Below are 22,222 nucleotides of genomic sequence, written 5' to 3'. Positions count from 1 at the left end.
TCACCGAACTGCTGCCCTGGAACCTCCAGGGCCTGCCGCTCCGGCTGGATCAGCGCAACGCCGCCTGATCAGCCCCGGGATGCCTGTCCAGCAGTAATCCCGCGGTGTTTGTCAGGCGCATACGACTATCTCATGGGGTCCAGCTCCGGCAGTGCTGCACGCACGGCCACCCTGGACCGCGTAATTGGGGGCATCCGGTGACCCCCGCCCGCACCGCAGCCCGGACGGACGGACGGACGGGGTGATCGGCCGCGAGGCCCGCTACAGCAACAACCCCTCCGACAAGGGCGGGGAGACCATGTGGGGCATCACCGTCGCCCGTGCCCGCGCCGCGGGCGACATGGGGCCGATGGCCGCGACGCCGCGGCAGACCGCGGTGGACATCTGTGCACGGTTCTACATCCGTCAGCGGGGTTTCGACCTGATCGGTGACCTGCTCCCGGATCCGGCGGCAGGACTTCAACCTGCGCAACGGGGTCGCTTACCTGCTCTGGATCAGCCCGGCCGGCACGCGGGATCAGTCCAAGACCCGGGACGAGATCCAGGCGGAGACGGCGCGCTGCGGCCATGAGCAGGGCACGGGCTGGCTGCCCAGCATTCAGGGCGACTACGGCGCGCTCGGGCTGACGACGCTGGCCGGGCTGGCGGACCTGGGCGTCGACGGGGCGGAGGAGGCGCGGGAGAGGCTGGCGGCAGTGGACCCGCCGTTCACCGATGCAGCGTCGAAAGCGCGTGATCCGCTGTTGAATGTGGTGCGATAGGGCAGTGCCTAATTGCCGAGGGGGACCGGCACCGAAGCGCCGGTCCAGGCCTGCGTTGCAGTCGCTACTGTACGGTTTTGGGGTGTGCGTGTGGCCCTCTCAGCAGCAGCCCGACCTTGAGAGCTACAAGCCGCTGAAGCGAGCGTGACGCAGACCGCTGGCGTGCCGCAAGAGCGAGCGCATACTTAAGGTTATTGTGTTTTCACTTTTGCTGCTTTCAGCGAACGCTACTGTCGGTTTGCCTCGCCTTTCGATCGGGCGCAGACCAGCCGGCATGCGGCGCGAAAGGCCTCGTTTGCCGGCTTTTCTCGTGTCAGCGGCCCGTCAGCCCCGGTTCCATCTTCTCTCGATCTCGCCGCAGTGCGCTAGGCAGGCTCACAGGCCCAGCCCGCCTCGCATGATGTCGTCGCCAAAGCCGAAGTCGCCGCTGGCCCTGCTGTGAAGAAGAGGAGCGCTCAGCAGGACCCCGTCAGGTGAGCAGAAGGCGACACAGCAGATAGAGCAGGCACCAGAAAAGGGCAGAGAATAGGAAGCCGAGTGTGAAACCTCTGAATGCCCCGGCGCGGCTATAGTCAGCCCAGTCAGGAGTGGCTTCGACCTCAGCTTCGCGCCCCTTGACGGGAGTATCGGACGCGGGATGGACACTCACCACGACCGGTTCGCCCATTCCTGTTGGTAGATGGCGCGCTCGTTTTCATGGTCGACGTCAAGCTGGACCAGCACGGCGTGCCCTGTCTCGGCTGGCTTCACAGGGTGCTGGCGGTCAAGAACGCCGCAGTCTGGGTTAGCGAAGTCCAGGGGCATGCCACAGCCGCTCTCGTTTCTTTGGATGTCCTCTTACCGGAATGATCGCGGGTCTGTGAAGCGGAACTGTGCATTGCTCGGGCTGGTGAGGTAACCGGCGGTGGGATCGGGATCGAGTGGGTGCCGATTTGAGGCGGGCAGGGGGCTCCGTCTGCCGGCTTTCGTCATTTTGAGACACCGACAGCCCCGCTCGCTTCCACGCCGTCTCCGCCCAGTCCTCCGGCTTGTTCCACTCCGGTCCGACCCAATAGCCGGCCAGGGTGAAGGACAACTTCCGGGGGGGGGCCGCACTTTCCGCTGCTGTCGGTATCATTCTCTCTGCGGTCGCCCCGATCGTGAGCGAGGCTGCCGCAACTCTATTGCGGAGTTCGGCCCGATGTGGCGGGCGACACCGCTGGTGCAGCATTCGCCAGGGTGCCGGTCGGCGAGGCAACCGAGAGGCCGCCGCCTCGCGGGACAGCAGTTCCAGCTTCTCGCCCCAGTTGCCCCGTCACGGAGAAGGCAACGAAACCCGCCGCCGTCCCGAACAGCACGGAGCCCAGCCCCTGTCCCACCAGGACGCCCGCCGGACCGTAGGCAGCACCGAGTGCGACCAGCGGGATCGTGCCGAGGGTGGCGCGGCCCCAGTTGAAGGCCGTGGACAGCAATGGCCGGCCGAGATTGTTGAAGGCTGCGTTGGAAACAAAGAGGGCGCCGACGAAGATGAAGCTGCCGGCGACCCAGTTGCAGAACAGCCGCACGATCTCGGCCGTCACGCCCTGTGCGGAGAAGGCCGCCACCAGAAGATCCTGCCCGAGCCACAATAGGGCCCAGGCGGCCAGAACCGCCAGGACGACGAAGACCAGGCTGTCTCGCATCGCGCTCCGGACCCGGTCGAACCTCCCGGCCCCGAGGTTCTGGGCGATGATGGGGCCGACCGCCCCACTGAGGGCATAGACGAGCCCAAAGGCCACCGGCGTGATCCGGTCGATGGTCGCCTGCCCGGCGACGGCAGCCGGGCCGAACAGCGCCATGCTGCCCGTGACATAGGCGGCACCGACGGGGGTCGCGAGGTTCGACAGCACGGCCGGTCCGGACACCGCGAGAACCGCGCGCGCGTCGGCGGGGAACGCCGCGGGCTCGAACCGCCCGAGCAAGGCGTGCTGCCGGGCCGCGCCGTGCCAGCCGACATAGGCCAGGAGCAGCCGGGACAGCACCGTGCTGATCGCCGCGCCCGTCAGGTCCAGCCCCAGCCCGAAGATGAGAAGCGGGTCGAGAACGGCCGTGGCGATCGCGGCCGCGAGCGTCACCATCATCGAGCCTCGCGCATCCCCGACGGCGCGAAGAAGGGCGGCGAAGCCCATGCCCAGCGAGACCGCGGGCACCGAGACCGCCGTCAGGAGAAGATAGCCGGCGGCAAGCCGGCGTGTCTCACCCTCGGCGCCGAGCAGCCCCAGGATGGGATCAAGGGCGAGCACGGTTGCGACGGCCACCAGCGCGGTGAGCAGCGAGACCAGGACGAGGCCGGCCGTCGCAACCCGGCGCGCCGCCTCCATCTGCCCGGCACCGACACGGATGGACACGGCGGTGCTCAGCCCGATCGTCAGCCCGATCGCGATCGACACCTGGAAGAACCCTACGGTGCCGGCGAACCCCACTGCCGCCGCGACGGTCTGCTGTCCGAGCAGCGAGATGTAGATGAGGTTGATCAGGTCAACCGCGAAGACCGCGACCAGACCGATGGCCCCGGTGCCCGCCATGATGGTGACGTGCCGCATGGTCGAGCCTGTCAGGAAGCGAGCGTCGGGTTCGGAAGGTCTGGACACGAAGCATCCTGCTGGGCTGGAAAGCCGATGGCCGCGGTTTAGGCCCTGAGCGAAAAGGGGCTGTGCGGCCAGTTGCCGGTCACGGGCGGTCATGTAGCACCGGCGCAGGCCGGAGTAAGCGGGCGGTCAGGCTCTCGCCTTCAGCTACCGCGCTTCAGGCGTCCCGGCCGAGGTAGCCGCGCTGGTGCACGTGGCCCATGGTGCCCTGGGCCGGCTGGATATCCTCGTCGATTTCCCGGTGTCTCCGTCACAGGCATGGTCGAGAATCCCCAGACCGGTCTCGCCGGCCTCGACCGCCGGTCCGCGGCCAACGCGAAGGACGTCGCCATCGCGGTTCACGTCCCATTTTCCGGTGCCGCCGGCTCCATCGCCACTAAGGCGAACATCGTGGCCTATACCCGCGGCTGGCTGCGCGACCTTGGGCCGCTCGCGCCGGGTGCCCGGCCAGTGAGGTTCCCGGGCGGCTCTCTAGTGGCGCTCAACCTCGTCCGGTTCGCCTGACCGGGACCGCGGGCGGCACGCCTGATTGAGGCTCCATGCCGCGCGCGTAGCCTTCCGCGATATGGAAAACCTGTGGCTGGCAGCGGATATCACCGGCGTCGCCGCCCTGGCACTGCTCCGGCTGCGGCAGATGCTGCGCTGGGTGCCGTGCGAGGCTACGTTTCTTGGGCTCGCTCAACAGGCCGCCTGGGGCTTCACCTATACGGGGCAGGCGCTGCCGATCGCCTTCCGGCTGCCGGACGGGCGGGAAGTACGGGCCGCCCTGCGCAACTACGGCCGCGGCGGCCTGCCGCCGAACGGCGCGCGCTTGCAGATTCGGTACGATCCCGACGATCCCACGCGCGCGGAATGGGCCGCGGCTGTTCCCCTGCTGGCACTTGTGCTCGCAGTGCTCCTCGCTGTTTTGGCGACGGTCGTGCAGCGGGCGCTCCGCGATGCGGGGTTCCTGATCTAGAGGAAGGACGGATCTGGCCTGCCCGGCCCGCTGCGTCACGCCTGTTTCAGGGCGGGCAGGGAAAAGCGGAACACCGCCCCGTTGCCGGGCGCGCTCTCCGCCCAGATCCGCCCGCCATGGGACTCCACGCAGTTCCGGCAGATGGCGAGGCCCATCCCCATGCCCTCCGCCCTCGTCGAGAAGAAGGGCTCGAAGATGCGGGAGAGATGGTCGGAATCGATGCCGGGGCCTCCGTCCCGCACCTCCACGTGCACGTCCTCGCCGCTCCGGGACAGCCGCACCGTCAGGTCGTGCGGCCCGGGCTTGCCGGCCATGGATTGGGCGCCGTTCAGCATCAGGTTGACCATGACCTGTTGGATCTGCACGGGGTCCGCCACCACCAGCGGCAGGCCGGCTCCCGTGTCGAGGTGGACGGAGGTGCCGCTGGCGCGCAGGTCCCGCTCGATAAGGAGGATAGCCTCCCGCGTGACCTGGACGAGGTCGACGGGCTCTGTCCGCCGCACCGCGCTCCCGATGAAGGAGCGCAGCCGGGTCACGACATCCCGCGCGCGGATGGAGTCGCGCACCACATGCTCAAGGGCCTCGCGCGCCTCCCCCAGGTCCGGCTCGGCCCGCATCAGCCACCGGCGGCATGCCTCGGCATGGCCGACGATCGCCGCGAGGGGCGAGTTGACCTCATGCGCGATGGTGGCGGTGAGCGTGCCCGCCGTGGTGACCCGGGCGCTGCGCGCGATTTCCGCCTCCGCCCGCAACAACCGCGCCTGCGTTGCCTTGTAGGCGGTGATGTCGATCGCGGTGACGACGATGTTCCGGAAGCCCTCCATCGTGTCGGGAAGGTCGGCGGCGAAAAGGCAGTCCAGGTGGGTGCCGTCCGGCCGGGTGATGTGCGCCTCCGAGCGGTAGAGCGCATCGCCGTTCGAGATCGCCACCAGCCATTGCAGGAAGGTCTGGTCGGTGTTGGGGAGGATGCGGTCGAGCGGACCGATGAAGGCCTCCTTTCCCGACGCACCCATCATCGTCGCGGTGAGGCGGTTCACGTCCTCAATCCGGACCTGGCTCCGGAGTTCGCGCGCGAGTTCGGGGTGGGCCGTGAAATAGGCCTGCATGTCGTGGATGCCGGCCCGCCTCAGCACCAGGACCGCCTCCGCCACGGCCGACCAGTCCTCGCGCCAGAGGGAAACGCCGCCGCGCTCGAACAGCGCCTCGTAATCGGCCTCCGCCTTTACTTGGCGCGTGAGGAGCCGGAAGCTCGTGAGCAGGGCGCCGGCGGCGAGGACCGCGGCGGCCAACCCCGGCCAGACCCCGCCCCGCAGGACGGCGATGGCCGCGGCGAGGCCGGAGCCGAGGGCGAACATGAGCGGGACCAGCACCGCAAGGGTGCGGGACAGCCCCAGCCTGGCCCGGGTCATCGGGCCGATCCGGCGGGCCCAGCGCGGCAGGGCTGCGGCGGGGCCGGGCGAAGCCTGCTGCATGGCCGGGGACGGCCATGGCGAGAAGACCTGCGTCACGGCCGGTGGCGACGATTGTTCCAACTGAGTTTCGAGGTGCTGTGTGCGCCCGAAGGTGCCAGCCGGGCAGGGGGCCTGCAAGGCGACACCCCGGTCTTGTCGCCGGCCCCCCGCGCGGGCGTCAGGGGACATCCCGTCGCGTCCGGCCGGCAAGGGCATCGATGAGGATGGCGGCCACTGCGAGAAGGGCGCCGAAGGCGCAGACCGCGCCCCATCCGCCCCACCGCCAGGCCGCCATGGCCCCGGCCGAGCCTGCGGCGCCACCGAGAAACATCCCGGTCATGAAGACGGTGTTGAGGCGGCTCCGCGCATTCGGCTGCAGCGCGTAGATGACGTGCTGGTTCGAGACGAGCGAGCCCTGCACGCCGAAATCGAGGATCACGACGCCCAGCACCAGGCCCGGGATGCCCGGCCAGGCCGCGAAGACCGCCCAGGCAGCCAGGGCAAGGAAGGCGCCGAGGCGGATGACCAGCCCCGGGCCGCGGCGATTGGCCAGCCTGCCGGCCAGCGGGGCAGCCGCAACGCCGACGGCGCCGACCACGCCGAAGAGCCCCGCCACCTCGGCCCCGAGTTCGTAGGGCGGCTGCTCCAGCCGCAGGGCGAGGATCGTCCAGAAGGCAGAGAACGAGGCGAAGAGGGCCGCCTGCATCAGCGTGGCGCCCCGGAGGGCGGGGTGGGCGCGCCAGAGGTGCAACAGGGACTGCAGCGCCGCGCCGTAACCGATCGTGGCGGCGGCGGGCCGGCGTGGGAGCACCGCAGCCATCAGCGCCGCACATCCCAGCGACATGGGAACCGCGAGCCAGAACATCGCGCGCCAGCCGCCATGGGCGGAGACGAAGCCGCCGAGCGTGCGGCTGAGCAGGATGCCCGTCAGCAGGCCGCCCATGACGGTGCCCACCACGGCGCCCCGTCGCGCCGGCGCGGCCAGGTGGGCGGCGAAGGGCACGATTTGCTGGGCCACCGTCGAGCAGAGGCCGACGGCGAGGGAGGCGAGGACGAGGACCGGTGCGCTCGGCGCCAGTGCCGCCAAGGCCAGCGCCGCCGCCAGCACCACGAACTGCCCGACGATCAGTCGATTCTGGTCCAGCAGGTCGCCGAGAGGCAGCAGCAGGAAAAGGCCGGCGGCATAGCCGAGCTGGGTCGCGGTGGGGATCAGGGCGGTGCTGGCGGCCCCGGGGAAGTCACCCTCGATGATTCCGAGCATGGGCTGGTTGTAGTAGATGTTCGCAACCGCGATCCCGGTTGCAGCAGCCATCGCGAAGGTCATGGCCGGCGTCAGCACTCCGGCCGGTGCGTGCCGGGTGTCACTCGTCGTCATGGTCGTGCTTTCAAAGGATGCTGCGACGGTGCCGTCTGGTGCTGCCGCCGCCAAGCCAGGGGCGTGCTGCCCGTCAGGCGCCGGAACACGCGGGAGAGATGCGCCTGGTCGGCCAGCCCGCAGGACAGGGCGATGTCGCAGAGCGGCATCCGGCTCTCCAGCATCATGGCCTTGGCCCGCGCGATCCGGCGCTCCATCACGTAGCTATGCGGGGACACGCCGAAGCTCTGCTTGAAGGCGCGGCCGAAATGGCCGCAGCTGAGCCTGACCTGTGCCGCGAGGTGCTTTTGCAGGATCTGGCCTTCCAGATTGGCGTCAACGTAGCGGGCGACGCTGATGGCCTGCCACCGTGCCAGGCCGCCCGGGATCGCGGGCCGATCGGCCTTGCCAGACCCCGCCGCGTCCAGCAGCCGCGTGGCGCGGGCCAGGGTGACCGCGGCGGCGCCGTGGTCGCGGTCGAGCAGGTCGAGAGCGTCGCGCAGCAGGCGTTGGACCGCGCCCGCCTCCGCCCCCGGGTGGCCCCGGTCGGGACCGTCGGCCCGATTGGCATGCCCGTTGGAGATCATCGCCCTGCTCCGCTGCCCGAGGGTTTCTGCTGACGGGAGAGTGATGGAGCGCCGGGACGATCGCCATTGAGCACAGGTTCGCCCGGGTAAGCTCTTGGTCCCGTGGAAGCTATACTTCGGTATAGGGCAGCCGCCCTCGACCCGGCGTCCGGCCGGGATCCGGGGCCGGACGAGTTACGCCGCGGCGGGGAGGCGAAGGAGGAAGCGGCTTCCCGAAGGTCCGGTGGAAACGCATTCCAGCCAGCCGCCATGCGCCTCCACGATGGACCGGCAGATCGGCAGCCCCATGCCGAGGCCCGTGGGCTTCGTCGTGAAGAAGGGATCGAAGATCCGGGCGAGGTCGGCCGCCGCGATCCCCGGCCCGGTATCATCTACCGTGAACACGGCCGCACCGGCCGCAGCGTCGTGACGGGAGGCGATGGCGACGCGGCGCGGACCCTCCGGCATCGCCCCGACCGCCTCCGCCGCGTTGAGGATCAGGTTCAGGAAGACCTGCTCCAGCTGAACGGGGTCGGCGAGGACCGTGGCATGCGGTGCGGCCAGCTCCTGCTGGACCACGGTGCCCTTCAGCTCAACCTCCGCGGCGACAAGTCCGGCCACCCTTCGCACCAGCGCGTCCATCGCCACGGCGCGGCGGTCGGGCGGGGCCTGGCGGGCCAGGCTGCGGAGCGAGCGCACGATGTCGCTCGCCCGCTGCCCGTCCTGGACGATATCGGCCAGCCCTGCCAGCGCCTCCCCGATCTCGGGCTCGGGCCGGCCCAGCCAACGGGCCACCGCACCCGCCTGCGCGACGATGGTCGAGAGGGGCTGGTTGATCTCGTGCGCGATGGAGGCGGCAAGCTCCCCCATGGTCGCCGCCTGGGCCGCCTGGGCCAGCTCCGTCCTGGCACCGCGCAGCGCCGCCTCCGTCGCGCGGCGCTCCGTTACGTCAGTGAGCACGCCGACGAAGACATCCGGCTCGGCCGAGCCGAACATCAGCTCGACATGGCGGTACGTGCCCTCCGGCGCTGCCGGGTCGAGGATGCGGAAGGCGTGCGGGCCGTTGACCCCGCCCCCCCAGGGCTGCTGGCTCACGGCATCGATGCGGGCCCGGTCCTCGGGATGCGTGCGCGCCCGCATCTCGTCCAGCGAGAGCGGGCCCCCCGACGGATCGGCGCCCCAGAGGTGGAACAACCCTTCCGACCAACTGTGCTCGTCCCGCGTGCGGTTCCAGCGGAAGCTGCCGGACCGGCTGATCCGCTGGCTGAGCGTGAGGAAGGCCTCGCTCGTCCGCAGGGCGGCGTAGAGCCGGGCATTCTCCAGGGAGATCGCGGCCTGGCTCGCGATCACCTCCAGCAGCACCTGCCGCGAACTGTCGAAAGCGTGGGCGGCGAACTCGTTCTCCAGGTGCAGTACGCCGATGAGAGTACCCTGCTTAATCAGCGGCAGCGCGAGGAGGGAACGCGCGGGGCGGGTTCCGAAATAGCCATCGAAGGCGTGCTCATGCGGCCCGCGCAGATCAGGAATCGACACCGCGGCGTGCCGCTGGATCACGCTGTAGAGAACTGAGAGCGGCAGGTCCCTTGCGGAAGGGGCGCCGCGGGCGAAACGCACGGCAATCCGGTCCTCGTCGCGCGTCCCGTCGCATGACACCTCGTCCTGCACGGTGCCGAGCGCCTCCAGCACCGTGCGGCCCCCGCCGGTGAGGACCAGCGCGGCGCGGCTCGCGCCCGCTACCGCCATCGCCTGCCCGAGCAGCCGCTCGACAAGGCGATTCGTGTCGATCTCCCCCGAAAGGCTCTGCACCGCTGCCATCGCGGCGAGGAGGTCCAGTCCGTCATGGCTCTGCGGCGAAATCTGACCCTCCCGCCGTGCTGCGCGGGGCGCCGGCAGGAAGGAGTGCCGCGCCGAAAGCCTTGCCGCACGCCGCGCTGCGCCCCATGCCTCGTACTGGGCCTGAGCGTCGCGGAGGTGGTGTCGGGCCGCCCCCTCCAGCCCATGCGCCACGTAGCAGGCCGCGGCGCGCTCATGCGCGATGGCGCGCACCTGCGGACGGTCCGCGGCGGTGGCGGCGGCGACAGCCTCCTCGTAGAGGGAGAGGGCTCGGAGCGTATTGCCCTCAAGCCGCGCCTCCTCGGCCTCAAGCAGCAGTGCCTTGTCCCTGAAATTTCCGGGATTGAGCTCGGCCCAGCCGCGCATTTTGGCGAGATGGGGCGCAAGCCCTGCCGCGTCGCCCCGCGCTGCACGCACCAGCCCGGCAAAGAGGTGGATGCACATGACGTGGATGTGGGCCGGCGTGGACCAAGCGAGCGCGAGTGCATGGTCCAGGCACCTCTCCGCCTCGTCCGGATCGTCTTCCGTGAAGGCGATGACGCCGCGAAACATCATGTGCCAGCAGAGCAACGGCGTCATCGCCGTGTGCGGAGGAGGGGCGGGGAGGGTGCCCGTGCCTCGCAGCACCGCCACGAAGCCCCGCTGCAGGCCGAGGATGGCCTGCACATCCGCGAAATGCGCCTGGCGCGCGAAGGCGAGGCCGCGCCCGATCTCCTCCTCCACCTGGGCGAGCGGCACGCCCATGACGAGGAGGTCGGAGACGATGTGATTGCAGGCGTAGCAGGCCATGGCACCGTCGCCGCCGTCCCGGCCCTCGGCCAGGGCTGCGCGGGCGCAGCCGAGGGCGAAGTCGAAGGGGCGGCTCCAGGCGCTCACCTGATCCAGCGCGACAAGGGTCGCGCTTCGCGCTTCGGCACCGCCCGATGCCTCTGCGATACGCACGCCGGCCTCTGCGAACTCCACCCCGCGCCCGTACTCGCCGAAGTGATGGGCCAGGGCAACGCCGAACCAGGCGATACCCTGTGCCGAGGCGGGCGCGAGGCCGTGCAGGACAGTGAGCCGCACCTGCTCGCACAGCAGGATCAACATGAGCGCATCGTCAACAAAGTTGGCCGGAGCAACGAGGCTGGCGAGCAACTCCATCCCTTCCTGCAGGAGCGGATCGGTCATGGGCGCCAAGCCGGGCAGCGCGGCCGGGCCACGTGCTCCCATCTCTGCGCGCAGCCGACAATAGGTGGCGTCGAGATCGTCGGGACCTGCGACGGCGGGCACCTGGATGCCGAGCAGCGGCAGCGCCTCCCTGCCCGTCCGCAGCGCGCCCGCGAAGTCGGACTGCAGGCTTCGCAGGCGGATGTCGAGCCGGAGCGCGGCAAGCCGTTCCGCCTGGCCTGTCGCATGCTGGATCAGGCACGCGATCTCCGCGGCGGCCTCGGGAAAGCGCCCTTCCAGGATTAGGCACTCCGCCCGCGGGCGCGTGATAATCCTCCGGGGTGAGGGCCGGGACGCAAGCACGCCCTGGGCGGGCGCGGCCGGGATGGGATCGTGACCGTCTGCCTCACCGGGCTCGAACGCCTCGACGAACCCGTTGCGCTCCCAGGAGAAGAGGCACCGCCGCAGGTCGCGCTCCAGCGCAGCGGCGGAACGGTAGCGGCGCTCGGGTTCCTTCTCGAGCAGCTTCAACAGGATTGTGTCCAGCATCCCGGGCACTTCCGCGCGGAAGCGGCTGGGCGGGGGCGGCCGCCTCGCGGCATGGGCGTGCATCCAGCCGAGCGTGTTCTTCTCCTCGAAGAGCAGGCGCCCGGCCAGCAACGCGTAGAGGGTCATACCGAGCGCATAGAGGTCGCTTCGCGTATCGCTGACGGGATCGGCTCGCCGCGCGCGCTCCGGCGGAGTGAAGGCGGGGCTGCCGAGGCCGCTCTCCCCCGCCAGGAACGCATATCCCTGCACGAGTGCAAGGCCGAAGCCAGTCAGCCGGATCGTACCGTCCGCACCCTCGAACAGGCTTGCCGGCGTGAGGTCGTGATGCAGCAGCCCGACTGCATGGGCCAGGCCCAGAGCCTGCGCGGCACCGGCGGCCAGGCGGAGGAAGCCGGCGATGCCTTGCGCCGCCCCTTCCGGCGGTCCACCCCCATCATCGCGCAGAAGAAGGACCGGGCCGTCCAGGGTCGGGACGAGATGCAGCGGCAGCACGGCCCAGTCCGGGGAGAGCAGGTGCCGAAGTGCGAAGGTGCGGCGCAGCCGGGCCGTGACTGCTGGCTCCCCCGGCACCGCCGCCCGGGCGACGAGCCAGCGCCGGCTACCGGCGGGGGAGTGGGCGCGCAGGGTCATTACGGCCCCGTCCGTCGCGACCTGCTCCGTCGAGAGTGCCGCAAGCCAGCGCGGGTCCGGCAGGGCTTCCAGCCCTGGCGGCAACAGGTCCGTGCTCAAGGCGTCTCCTCTCCCACGGCCTCCGCGATCCGCGTGACGAGGAGATCGGGATCGCAGGGCTTCTCGAGAAAGAAGCGCGCCCCATCGCGCATCGCGCGCTGCTGCACGCGGTCGTCGGGGAAGGCGGTGATGAGGATCACCGGAAGCTCGGCGCGGCGCGCCCGCACGGCCTGAAGAAGGTCGAAGCCGGAGAGGCGCGGCATCTGTATGTCCGAGACGACACAGTCGAAAGGCGAAAGATCCTCCGCCAGGAACGCGTCCGCCGAGGCATAGCCCCTGGCCCTGAGCCCGGCGCTGCGCGCGAGGCTCGTCAGCGCCACCCTGACGCTGTCGTCGTCATCCACGATGGCGATGAGGTGATCTTGCAAGCCGGCCGACCTTCCCGGAACCCGTACGGGCACGGCGGCCCGTTTCGGATATACCGCGCCCGGCATCGCCGCGACACTATACGAAAGATCAGGCGGAGCGGCCTGCGCGCCCGACGCCGCTCACGATGTCCGGATCGTCCAAATGCGCTGATGTCCGACAAGAGCGATACGGCGCCGCATCCTATGCCTCCGTCCTGCTGAGGGAGTGCCCCGCATGTCGCGACGCCCGGACGCTGCAGGAGAAGCGGCATCACGGACCACGCAACCGTCGGCCCGGTCCTGGGCGGCACGGGCGCAGCGGCTCTCCCCGCCAATCCTGCCGCGCGCAGCCCGCGCCGGCGAACCAACCCGGTCGGTATCTGGAGCATTGCAGCATGGCCATCTTCACCACGCAGGACGGCACCTCGATCTACTACAAGGACTGGGGCAGCGGCACGCCCGTCGTATTCAGCCACGGCTGGCCGTTGAGCAGCGACGCCTGGGAGGCGCAGATGCTGCACCTCTCCTCAAACGGCTTCCGCTGCATCGCGCATGACCGCCGCGGGCACGGGCGTTCCTCCCAGCCCTTCGCGGGCAACGACATGGACACCTACGCGGACGACCTCTACGCGCTGATGGCGCATCTGGACCTGCGCGGCGCGATGATGGTCGGTCACTCCACCGGCGGCGGCGAGGTGGTGCGCGTCATCGGACGCCACGGCACCTCGCGCGTTGCGAAGGCCGTTCTCGTCAGCGCCGTCGCGCCCTATCTCGTGAGGAACGAGGGCAGCCCGGATGGCGTGCCGCTGGAGGCGCTCGACGGGCTGCGGGCGGGCATGCTGAAGGACCGTTCCCAGCTGTTCCAGGATTTCACCACCGTCTTTTTCGGCGCCAACCGCCCAGGCGCGGCCGTGACTCAGGGCATGCGCGACAGCTTCTGGCTGCAGGGCATGATGGGCGGACTGAAGAACGAGTACGACTGCATCAAGGCCTTCTCGGAGACCGACCTGACGGAGGACCTGAGGAAGATGGACATCCCCGTGCTCGTCATCCAGGGCGATGACGACCAGGTGGTGCCGATCAAGGCCACGGGCATGCGCTCCGCCCAGCTCGCGCCGCGCGCGACGCTGACGGTCTATCCCGGTGGCGCGCACGCGTTGACCGACACGATGCGAGACCGGCTCAACGCCGACCTGCTGACCTTCGCAAGGTCCGGACGGGAAGGGGGGGCTCTCTCGAGCTTGCGCGAATGCAATCCTGATCTTGCGACCTGCGGAATGGCGTTGCGCCGCCAGGGCCGCGATCATCCCACCACACCAGCCAAACAGGAATGGCCGACATGCCGACCGCGACCGCGACCCCGACCCCCGGCAAGCTGCTGCTCAGCCCCGCCGACCACACGCTCATCATGATCGACTTCCAGTCGCAGATGGCTTTCGCCACGAAGTCGATCGACCCCGTGACGCTGCGGAACAACGCCGCCCTCGTCTCCGCCGCGGCGGCGGGCTTCGGTGTTCCCACCATCCTCACCACGGTTGCCGAGAAGTCCTTCTCCGGCCCGATGTTCGAGGAGGTGACGGCGCCCTTTCCCGGCCAGGCGCTGCTTGACCGCACCTCCATGAACACCTGGGAGGATGCGGCGGTGATCGAGGAGGTGAACCGCATCGGCAAGCCGCGGATCGTGCTCGCGGGGCTCTGGACGGGCGTCTGCATCGTTGGCCCGGCCATGTCCGCGCTTGACCAGGGCTTTGAGGTGTACTTCATCGCCGATGCCTGCGGCGATGTCTCGACCGAGGCGCATGAGCGCGCGGTGGAGCGCATGATCCAGGCCGGCGCACGTCCGATGACGGCGCTGCAGTACCTGCTGGAGCTGCAGCGCGACTGGGCGCGCACCGGGACCTACGAGATGACCACGGGCATCGCGAAGAAGTACGGCGGCGCCTATGGCATCGGCATCAACTACGCCAAGACGATGTTCAACGCCCACGAGGGCTGATCCCGCAACCGCGCACCCGGCGGCAGCGCCCGGTGCGCCCATCGGAGGTGGCGATGAAGCCCTACCTGCTCTCCCTCGGCGCCGGTCTTCTCATCGGCGTCGTGTACAGCCTGATCGGCGTGCGCTCGCCCGCGCCGCCGGTGATCGCGCTCATGGGGCTGCTCGGCATCCTCCTGGGTGAGCAGGTCGTGCCCGTGGTCATGCGGATGCTGGACGGGCATTCCCCTTCCAGGGCGGTCTCGCAGGCCGGCTGCGCTCAGCACCTCTTCGGCCAGCTGCCCGGAAATGGCACCAACGCAAAGGAGCACGTCTGATGCCGAATCTTTCGCGCCGCAGCATCGCCGGAGGCGTCACCGCCTTCGGCCTCTCCATCCTCGACCGGAGTTCCGTCATGGCCGCTTCCGCGCCTGATCTCATCCTGCACAACGGCGAGATCACCACCTTGGACAGGAGCAATCCTGCGCCACAAGCCGTGGCGGTGACCGGCGGCCGCTTCTCGGCCGTCGGAGACCTTGCCACGATCATGCCCTCAGCCGGGCCGAACACGCGGGTGATCGACCTGAAGGGGCGGCGGCTGATTCCCGGCCTGATCGACAACCACCTGCACGTCATCCGCGGCGGTCTGAACTTCAACATGGAGCTGCGCTGGGACGGCGTGCGCAGCCTGGCGACCGCGATGGAGATGCTGCGCAAGCAGGTGGCCATCACGCCCCCGCCGCAATGGGTCCGCATCGTCGGCGGCTTCACGGAGAACCAGTTCCAGGAGAAGCGCCTGCCGACCCTGGACGAAATCAACGCGATTGCGCCCGACACGCCGGTGTTTATCCTTCACCTCTACGACCGCGCGCTGCTGAACGGCGCGGCGCTGCGGGCGGCGGGCTACACGAAGGACACGCCGAATCCGCCGGGCGGCGAAATCCAGCGTGGACCGGACGGCACGCCCACGGGCCTGCTGCTGGCCAAGCCCAACGCCACGGTCCTCTACGCCACGCTCGCAAAGGGACCGACGCTTCCCTTCGACTACCAGCTGAACTCCACCCGCCACTTCCTGCGCGACCTGAACCGCCTGGGCGTGACGGGCGCCATCGACGCGGGCGGCGGCTACCAGAACTATCCCGACGACTACAAGGTGGTGCAGAAGCTGGCCGAGGATGGCGAGCTGACGGTCCGCATTGCCTACAACCTGTTCACGCAGAAGCCGAAGCAGGAGAAGGAGGACTTCCTTCGCTGGACTCAGACCGCCAAGTACCAGCAGGGCGACGACTACTTTCGCCTGAACGGGGCTGGCGAGATGCTGGTCTTCTCCGCCGCCGACTTCGAGGATTTTCGGGTGGAACGGCCGGAGATGCCGCCGGAGATGGAGCCTGAGCTGGAGGCGGTTGTTCGCATCCTCATCCAGAATCGCTGGCCCTGGCGCCTGCACGCCACCTACGACCAGACCATCTCCCGCGCGCTGGACGTGTTCGAGAAGGTCAACGCCGAGATGCCCATCGGCGACCTGCACTGGATTTTCGATCATGCGGAAACGGTGACCGAGCGCAACCTGGAACGCATCGCGCGTCTCAGCGGCGGCGTGGCAGTGCAACACCGCATGGCCTATCAGGGCGAGTACTTCGTGGAGCGCTATGGGAACCGCGCCGCGGAAGCGACGCCGCCGGTGGCGAAGATGCTGGAGATGGGAGTGAAGGTCTCAGCCGGCACGGACGCGACGCGGGTCGCATCCTACAATCCCTGGGTCGCCCTCTACTGGCTTACCACGGGCAAGACCGTCGGCGGCCTGCGGATCACGCCGGAGCACAACACGCTGGACCGCGAGACGGCGCTGCGGATGATGACGGAAAAGGTCACCTGGTTCTCTAACGAGGAGGGCAAGAAGGGCCTCATCGCCGAGGGCCAGCTCGCGGACATGGCCGTTCTCGATCGCGACTACTTCAAGGTGCCAGGTGACGAGATCCAGGATGTGACCTCGATCCTTACCGTCGTGGGCGGGAAGATCGTGCACGGCGTCGGCGACTATGCCTCGCTCGCGCCGCCCCTGCCGCCGGCCATGCCGGACTGGTCTCCCGTGCGCCGCTTCGGCGGCTACCAGGATCGCCGGGCGGGGGAGCCGGGAGCGGCGGGCGCCTTCGCCCGTGCGGTGGGGGGCTGCTGCGATGCCGCCTGCGGCGTGCACGGGCACGACCATGCCCGCGCCTGGGCGGCCTCCACGCCGGTGGGCAACGACCAGGGCTTCTGGGGCGCGCTCGGCTGCTCCTGCTGGGCCTTCTAAGGATGGACCCGGCCGCGCGAAACGCGCTGACGACCCTTGGCCTGCTCGGGCTCTGCGCGGCCTATATCCAGGGCGGGGTGAACAAGCTGCTCGACTACCCCGGCGCGGTGGCCGAGGCGGCACATTTCGGGCTGCCGCTGCCTCCCGCGGTGGCGGCTGCCACCATCGTCCTCGAACTCGGCGCCAGCGTCATGATCCTGGCGGGCTGGTACCGCTGGCTCGGCGCGCTGGGGCTCATGGCCTTCACTCTCGCCGCGACACTCATCGCCAATCGCTACTGGGAACTGCCGGGCGGCATGGAGCGCTTCATGATGGCGAACTCCTTCTACGAGCATCTCGGCCTAGCCGGGGCGCTGCTGCTCGTCGCGCTCTGGGATCGGAGATCCGCATGAGCGCCGCGTCCGACCCCTTTTCCCCGCTGCGCCAGACCACCTTCGCGGTGATCTGGGCGGCCACCGTCCTCGGCAACACCGGCAGCTTCATGCGGGACGTTGCCAGCTCCTGGCTGGTGACCGATCTCGATGCCGGCCCCGCCGCCGTCTCGCTGATCCAAGCAGCCGGTACGCTGCCGGTATTCCTTCTTGCCATTCCGGCCGGCGTGCTCTCCGACATCTTGGACCGCCGCCGGTTCCTTATCGCCGTACAACTCCTCCTGGCCGCTGTCAGCGCGGCGCTGGTGGTCCTCTCCTGGCTCGGGATGATGACGGTCACCTCCCTTGTTGCGCTGACTTTCGTCGGCGGCATCGGTGCGGCGCTGATGGCGCCGACCTGGCAGGCCATCGTGCCGGAACTCGTGCCGGGGAAGGAACTGAAGGGCGCGGTCGCGCTCAACTCCCTCGGCATCAACATCGCCCGCTCGATTGGGCCGGCGGCAGGAGGGCTGCTGCTCTCCGCAGCCGGCGCGGCCGTCACCTACGGGGCGGATGTGGCGAGCTACGCCCTGGTGATCCTCGCCCTGATCTGGTGGAGGCGTCCGGCACGATCCGAGGACGCGCTGGCCGAGAACTTCGGCAGCGCCTTCCGCGCCGGGCTGCGCTACGCTCGCGCCAGCCGGGAACTGCACGTGGTGCTGCTGCGCGCCGCGATCTTCTTCGCCTTCGCCAGCGCGGTCTGGGCGCTGCTACCGCTCGTTGCGCGCAACCTGCTCGGCGGCGATGCCGGCTTTTACGGCATCCTGCTCGGCGCGGTCGGGCTGGGCGCCATCGGCGGCGCGCTCCTGCTGCCGCATCTGCGGGCGGTGCTGGACGCGGATGGACTCATGCTCGTGGCCAGCATCGCGGCGGCGGCCGTCATGGCGGTCCTCTCTCTGGCACCGCCGCGGTGGCTGGCGCTTCTGGCGTTGCTGCTGCTCGGCATCGCCTGGATCGTGGCGCTCACCACGCTCAACGGCGCGGCGCAGGCGATCTTGCCGAACTGGGTGCGCGGCCGCGCGCTGGCCGTCTATCTCACCGTGTTCAACGGTGCGATGGCACTGGGCAGTCTCGGCTGGGGTTTGGCGGCGGAGGCGGTCGGGGTGCCGGCCGCGCTGCTCACGGGGGCCGCCGGCCTCGTGATCGTCGCGTTGGTGCTGCACCGGGTGAAGCTGCCGGCGGGGGAGGCGGATCTGGTGCCCTCCAATCACTGGCCGGAGCCTCTGACCGCCGACCCCGTGCCGCATGACCGTGGACCCGTCCTCATCCTCATCGAATATCAGGTCGCGAAGTCCGACCGGGCCGCCTTCCTGCGGGCGGTCCACCATCTCTCGGCCGAGCGGCGGCGGGATGGCGCCTATGACTGGGGGATCACCGAGGACGCCGCGGATCCGGACAAGTTGGTGGAATGGTTCACCGTCGAGTCCTGGGCCGAGCACCTGCGCCAGCATCACCGGGTCTCCCGCGCCGACGCGGATGTGCAGGGGGCGGTTCGCGCCTTCCACACGGGGGCGGACGCGCCGGTCGTCCGTCACTTCCTGACGGTCAGTCCCGGCCGGGGCTGACCCCCCGGGGCGCGGCACCCTCGATCAGCGGGCGCCGGACCGTGATGGCCTCGGCAATATGGTCCAGCAGGGCGCGCACGCGGGGCGTGTGCCGCAGGTCCGGGTGGGTGAGGAGCCAGAGGTCGGAGGCATAGGTTGGGTCGGGCGGCGCCAGCCGCACCAGGCCTGGCCAGGCATCGCCGATGAAGCAGGGCAGGTGCCCCACCCCGATCCCGGCAGCCACCGCGTGCGCGAGGCCGAGAACCGTGTCGAAGCGCGCGGCAAGCCGGCCCGGCGCCACCACGGCCTGGGCGTAGCGGACAACCCGCAGCCCCGACAGGTTGTCGCCGAGGCAGACCCAGTGCGCGCTCTCCGCCGGATCCCGCGGATGTTCCGCCTCGGCCTTGGCGTAGAGTGCCCAGGCAATGCGCGCCGCGCGGCGCCCCACCAGCGTATCCGGCGGGCTGTCCGTCGCGCGGACCGCCACGTCCGCATCCCGGCGGGAGAGGTTCAGCGAGGCGTTTCCCGTGACGATGTCCAGCCGGATGCCCGGGTTCGCGGCGCGGAAGCCCACAAGGATCGGCATCAGCAGGTCCGACAGCAGGCTGTCGCTGGTGGCCAACCGCACCTCGCCGGAAGGCGCAACGTCCTGGCCCGCGAGGCGGCGCGTGACGGCGGAGATGTCCTCGTCCACGCGGGCGGCGAGCGCCGCCATCTCCTCCCCCGCCGGCGTCAGCGTGTAGCCGCTGCGGTGCCGCTCGAAGAGCGGCTGGCCCAGCGTCGCCTCGATCGCCTTGAGGCGCCGGAAGACGGTGGAGTGATCCATGCCCAGCCTTGCGGCCGCGGCGGGCAGGTTGCGCGTGGCTGCCACCGCGTCGATGAGGCGGAAATCGTCCCAGGCGAGCGTGCGGGCGGGTTCCTTCATGATCTTCGTCCTGGGGTGGCGGTCCTGGCGCGCGAAGGCAGCGCTCTGAGAAAACCGCGTTCCTGCTGGGTGGGGCAAGGTTAGGCTCTTCAGGCCACGGCGGCGAGGGAGGGTTGCGATCGTCAGCCCGCAGACTGAGGGGACAGGAACGACCTAACCACTCCCTCCGCCGCAAGTCTTCGATTGCATCCATGCAATCGGTTTGCGCTGGTCCCGGGGCCGGCATTTCCTATTTGCTGGTGGAACCGAAGCGCAGCCCGCGCTTCCCCCAGGGAACAGCGATCATGACCTCCACCAACACCGGGAATGGCATCCACCACGTCACTGCCATCGCCGGCCAGGCGCAGCGGAACCTGGACTTCTACACTCGCATCCTCGGGCTGCGGCTGGTGAAGCGCACCGTGAACTTCGACGATCCCGGCGCCTACCACTTCTACTATGGCGATGCGGCAGGCAGCCCCGGCACCATCCTCACTTTCTTCCCGTGGGAGCACGCGGCGCCTGGCCGCGCCGGCGCGGGTGAACTGCAGGAGACGGTGTTCCGCATCCCGCAATCCGCGATCGGCTACTGGACGCAGCGGCTGGTGAACCACGGCCTGGAGCGCGCGACGCGCTTTGGCGAGACGGTGCTGACCTTCCGTGACCCGGACGGGCTGCGGCTGGCCCTCGTCGGCATCCCCGGCATCGAGAGCGAGGCGGCATGGGACAACGGCGAGGTGCCGGCCGAGAGCGCCATCCGAGGCTTTCACAGCGTGTCGCTGATGCTGGAGCGGACGGAGCGGACGGGCGCCATCCTGACCGACGTGTTCGGCTTCCGGGAGATGGCGAAGGAGGGCAACACCACCCGCTACGCGGTGGAGGGCACGGTGCTCGGCGGCATCGTGGACCTGCAGGCGGTGGGCGGGTTCCTGCCGGCGCGCCTCGGCCGTGGCTCCGTCCACCACCTCGCCTTCCGCGCGGCGGACGACGCGGCGGAGATGGCGATGGTTCGCAAGCTGGCCGAGAACCACGGCCTGCACACCACGGAGCAGAAGAACCGCGACTACTTCCGCTCCGTCTACTTCCGCGAGCCCGGCCACGTGCTGTTCGAGATCGCGACGGACATCCCCGGCTTCGCCGTGGACGAGCCGGCCGAGAGCCTCGGCGCCGCACTGAAGCTGCCCGCCTTTCTGGAAGGGCACCGCGAGGCCATCGAGGCCGCGCTTCCCGTCCTCGCCTGAACCCCTTTCGCGGGCTGCGCTACGGCGCGGCCCGGGGAGACCCCCATGAGCGATCTCAGATCCGACTTCGTCCACATCTTCGAGCCCGGCCAGGATACAGCCCGCCCGCCCGTGCTGCTGCTGCACGGCACGGGCGGCGACGAGCGCGACCTTTTGCCGCTCGGCCGCACCGTGGCACCCGGTGCGGCGCTGCTCTCCCCGCGCGGCGCGGTGCTGGAGCACGGCATGCCCCGCTTCTTCCGCCGGTTGGCGGAGGGCGTGTTCGACGAGGACGACCTGCGGCGCCGCACGGACGACCTCGCGGCATTCATTCGTGAGGCGCAGGCCCGCCACGGCATCGCCGCGCCGGTCGCGCTTGGCTTCTCGAACGGGGCCAACATCGCGGCCAGCCTGCTGCTGCGGCATCCCGGCCTGCTGCGCGGTGCGGCGCTGCTGCGGGCGATGGTGCCCTATGCCGAACCCCCGGCTGCCCGGCTAGAGGGGACGAAGGTGCTGCTGCTCTCCGGCGCCGCCGACCCGATTGTGCCCGCCGCGAATACGGCCCGGCTGGCCGGGATCCTCCAGGCCGCGGGAGCGACGGTGAAGCATCACGACCTGCCGCTCGGGCACGGCCTGTCGCAGATGGACGTGGCGCTCACCCGCGATTGGATGGCGGCGGTCTAGCGGAGATGGCCGGCCGGGGCCGGCCATCCCCCGAATGAGCAAGGCGCTCCCGCGGGATCCAGATTGCCGTTGCAGCAGGGGCCGCCTTATATCCCTGGGGCGCTTCCGTCGGGAGGTTGGATGGAAGAGAGCGGAAAGGCGGACGGGGAGGGGGAAGCCCGGCCCCTCGTGCTCGTGGTGGACGACGACGCCCGGGTTCGCCGCGCGATCGACGGCCTTCTTCGCTCCGTCGGCCACAGCACCCGCCTCTATGAGGTCGCGCACGAGATCCTCGACGCCCCGCTGCCGGACGAGGTCGGGTGCATCATCATGGACGTCCGCATCCCCCGCATGAGCGGGCTTGAGTTCCAGGCGCGGCTCGCCGAGCGCGGCGAGCACCCGCCCATCATCTTCGTCACGGGCTATGGCGACGTGCCGATGAGCGTGCGCGCCATGAAGGCCGGGGCGGCCGACTTCCTCGTCAAGCCCTTCCGCGACCAGGACATCCTGGATGCGGTCGATGCCGCATTGGAGAAGGACCGCGCGCGGCGCCGTGCCCAGGGTGCAGCCTCCGCGGCGCGGTCGCGCTACGCCGCGCTCACCCCGCGTGAACTGCAGGTCATGGCGCTCGTCGTGTCCGGGCTCATGAACAAGCAGATCGCCGGCGAATTGGGGCTGAGCGAGATCACCGTGAAGCTGCACCGCGCCAGCGTCATGCGAAAGATGGACGTCCGCAGCCTCGCGGACCTCGTCCGGACGGCGGAGCTGCTGGAACGGGACGGGCAGCGGGGCTAGGTAGGGGACTCATTCAGGTCCACTCGCTGACGGTGGCGACGAGAGCGAGGCTGGCGAGGTAGTTCCGCGCGAGGCGGTCGTAGCGGGTCGCCAGCCTTCGCCAGTTCTTGAGGTGGCA

General features: G+C 69.9%; 19 protein-coding genes and 2 pseudogenes. 13 read left to right on the top strand and 8 right to left on the bottom strand.

Annotation, left to right across the window (positions count from 1 at the left end; translation table 11 throughout):
* Positions 1-298: 298 nt before the first annotated feature.
* Positions 299-364: pseudogene (locus tag J5Y10_RS28970) on the top strand (hypothetical protein); the annotation flags it as partial.
* Between the two features lie 64 nt (positions 365-428).
* Positions 429-761 (top strand): hypothetical protein, encoded by a 333-nt coding sequence (locus J5Y10_RS28205; RefSeq protein WP_245215138.1) that lies wholly within the window; start codon positions 429-431, stop codon positions 759-761.
* Positions 762-1,921: 1,160 nt separating this feature from the next.
* Here J5Y10_RS28205 and J5Y10_RS26725 read toward each other — a convergent pair.
* Entirely contained in the window at positions 1,922-3,370 is a 1,449-nt protein-coding gene (locus J5Y10_RS26725; RefSeq protein ID WP_209377192.1) for an MATE family efflux transporter, read from the bottom strand.
* A 255-nt stretch (positions 3,371-3,625) separates the two neighbouring features.
* On the opposite strand from J5Y10_RS26725, the gene J5Y10_RS26720 reads away from it, so the two are divergent.
* Both J5Y10_RS26720 and J5Y10_RS26715 read left to right on the top strand, forming a co-directional pair.
* Positions 3,626-3,871: a hypothetical protein gene (locus J5Y10_RS26720; protein ID WP_209377191.1), complete on the top strand. Its 246-nt coding sequence runs from the start codon at positions 3,626-3,628 to the stop codon at positions 3,869-3,871.
* Between the two features lie 25 nt (positions 3,872-3,896).
* Entirely contained in the window at positions 3,897-4,325 is a 429-nt protein-coding gene (locus J5Y10_RS26715; protein ID WP_209377190.1) for a DUF3592 domain-containing protein, read from the top strand.
* 35 nt (positions 4,326-4,360) lie between these two features.
* On the opposite strand, the gene J5Y10_RS26710 is transcribed toward J5Y10_RS26715, so the two are convergent.
* From J5Y10_RS26710 to J5Y10_RS26690, 5 genes are all read right to left on the bottom strand, one after another.
* Entirely contained in the window at positions 4,361-5,797 is a 1,437-nt protein-coding gene (locus J5Y10_RS26710) for a sensor histidine kinase (protein ID WP_209377189.1), read from the bottom strand.
* 157 nt (positions 5,798-5,954) lie between these two features.
* Entirely contained in the window at positions 5,955-7,151 is a 1,197-nt protein-coding gene (locus J5Y10_RS26705) for an MFS transporter (RefSeq protein WP_245215137.1), read from the bottom strand.
* A complete protein-coding gene (locus J5Y10_RS26700) occupies positions 7,148-7,717 on the bottom strand; it encodes a helix-turn-helix domain-containing protein (RefSeq protein ID WP_209377188.1) in 570 nt (189 codons plus the stop codon). Before J5Y10_RS26700 ends, J5Y10_RS26705 begins: the two co-directional genes overlap by 4 nt.
* Positions 7,718-7,891: 174 nt before the next feature.
* Positions 7,892-11,956, bottom strand: a complete 4,065-nt coding sequence (locus tag J5Y10_RS26695) for an ATP-binding sensor histidine kinase (RefSeq protein WP_209377187.1) — start codon at positions 11,954-11,956, stop codon at positions 7,892-7,894.
* Positions 11,953-12,324 (bottom strand): response regulator transcription factor, encoded by a 372-nt coding sequence (locus J5Y10_RS26690; protein WP_209377186.1) that lies wholly within the window; start codon positions 12,322-12,324, stop codon positions 11,953-11,955. Before J5Y10_RS26690 ends, J5Y10_RS26695 begins: the two co-directional genes overlap by 4 nt.
* Positions 12,325-12,698: 374 nt before the next feature.
* Between J5Y10_RS26690 and J5Y10_RS26685 the strand changes: the two genes are divergently transcribed.
* The 6 genes from J5Y10_RS26685 to J5Y10_RS26660 are packed head-to-tail and all read left to right on the top strand — an operon-like array spanning position 12,699 to position 18,543.
* Entirely contained in the window at positions 12,699-13,715 is a 1,017-nt protein-coding gene (locus J5Y10_RS26685) for an alpha/beta fold hydrolase (RefSeq protein WP_209377185.1), read from the top strand.
* Positions 13,643-14,299: a hydrolase gene (locus J5Y10_RS26680; protein ID WP_209377184.1), complete on the top strand. Its 657-nt coding sequence runs from the start codon at positions 13,643-13,645 to the stop codon at positions 14,297-14,299. Before J5Y10_RS26685 ends, J5Y10_RS26680 begins: the two co-directional genes overlap by 73 nt.
* Positions 14,300-14,352: 53 nt before the next feature.
* Positions 14,353-14,613 carry a DUF1427 family protein gene (locus J5Y10_RS26675; RefSeq protein WP_209377183.1) on the top strand — a complete coding sequence of 87 codons (261 nt, stop codon included), beginning with the start codon at positions 14,353-14,355 and terminating at the stop codon, positions 14,611-14,613.
* Complete coding sequence (locus J5Y10_RS26670; protein WP_209377182.1) at positions 14,613-16,568, top strand: amidohydrolase; 1,956 nt, start codon at positions 14,613-14,615, stop codon at positions 16,566-16,568. The genes J5Y10_RS26675 and J5Y10_RS26670 overlap by 1 nt, the downstream gene beginning before the upstream one ends.
* A gap of 2 nt (positions 16,569-16,570) precedes the next feature.
* Complete coding sequence (locus tag J5Y10_RS26665) at positions 16,571-16,960, top strand: DoxX family protein (RefSeq protein ID WP_209377181.1); 390 nt, start codon at positions 16,571-16,573, stop codon at positions 16,958-16,960.
* On the top strand, positions 16,957-18,543 hold the full coding sequence (locus J5Y10_RS26660; protein WP_209377180.1) for an MFS transporter: 1,587 nt from the start codon (positions 16,957-16,959) through the stop codon (positions 18,541-18,543). Before J5Y10_RS26665 ends, J5Y10_RS26660 begins: the two co-directional genes overlap by 4 nt.
* Here J5Y10_RS26660 and J5Y10_RS26655 read toward each other — a convergent pair.
* Positions 18,524-19,447: a LysR family transcriptional regulator gene (locus J5Y10_RS26655; protein WP_209377179.1), complete on the bottom strand. Its 924-nt coding sequence runs from the start codon at positions 19,445-19,447 to the stop codon at positions 18,524-18,526. The two genes, J5Y10_RS26660 and J5Y10_RS26655, sit on opposite strands and share 20 nt — an antisense overlap.
* A 284-nt stretch (positions 19,448-19,731) precedes the next feature.
* On the opposite strand from J5Y10_RS26655, the gene J5Y10_RS26650 reads away from it, so the two are divergent.
* The 3 genes from J5Y10_RS26650 to J5Y10_RS26640 all read left to right on the top strand — a co-directional run bounded on the left by J5Y10_RS26650 (position 19,732) and on the right by J5Y10_RS26640 (position 22,104).
* Complete coding sequence (locus J5Y10_RS26650; protein WP_209377178.1) at positions 19,732-20,667, top strand: ring-cleaving dioxygenase; 936 nt, start codon at positions 19,732-19,734, stop codon at positions 20,665-20,667.
* Positions 20,668-20,712: 45 nt separating this feature from the next.
* On the top strand, positions 20,713-21,330 hold the full coding sequence (locus J5Y10_RS26645) for an alpha/beta hydrolase (RefSeq protein WP_209377177.1): 618 nt from the start codon (positions 20,713-20,715) through the stop codon (positions 21,328-21,330).
* Between the two features lie 120 nt (positions 21,331-21,450).
* The gene (locus J5Y10_RS26640) at positions 21,451-22,104 is read left to right on the top strand and encodes a response regulator transcription factor (protein ID WP_209377176.1); all 654 of its coding nucleotides are present in this window, start codon (positions 21,451-21,453) and stop codon (positions 22,102-22,104) included.
* Positions 22,105-22,117: 13 nt separating this feature from the next.
* On the opposite strand, the pseudogene J5Y10_RS26635 reads toward J5Y10_RS26640, so the two are convergent.
* Positions 22,118-22,222: pseudogene (locus tag J5Y10_RS26635) on the bottom strand (IS5/IS1182 family transposase); the annotation flags it as partial.

The sequence above is a fragment of the Roseomonas indoligenes genome (assembly GCF_017813365.1).
GTDB classification, from domain to species: Bacteria; Pseudomonadota; Alphaproteobacteria; order Acetobacterales; family Acetobacteraceae; genus Roseomonas; species Roseomonas indoligenes.
The sequence above is the reverse complement of the archived record's forward strand: the minus strand, read 5'-3'. Positions and strand labels throughout refer to the sequence as shown.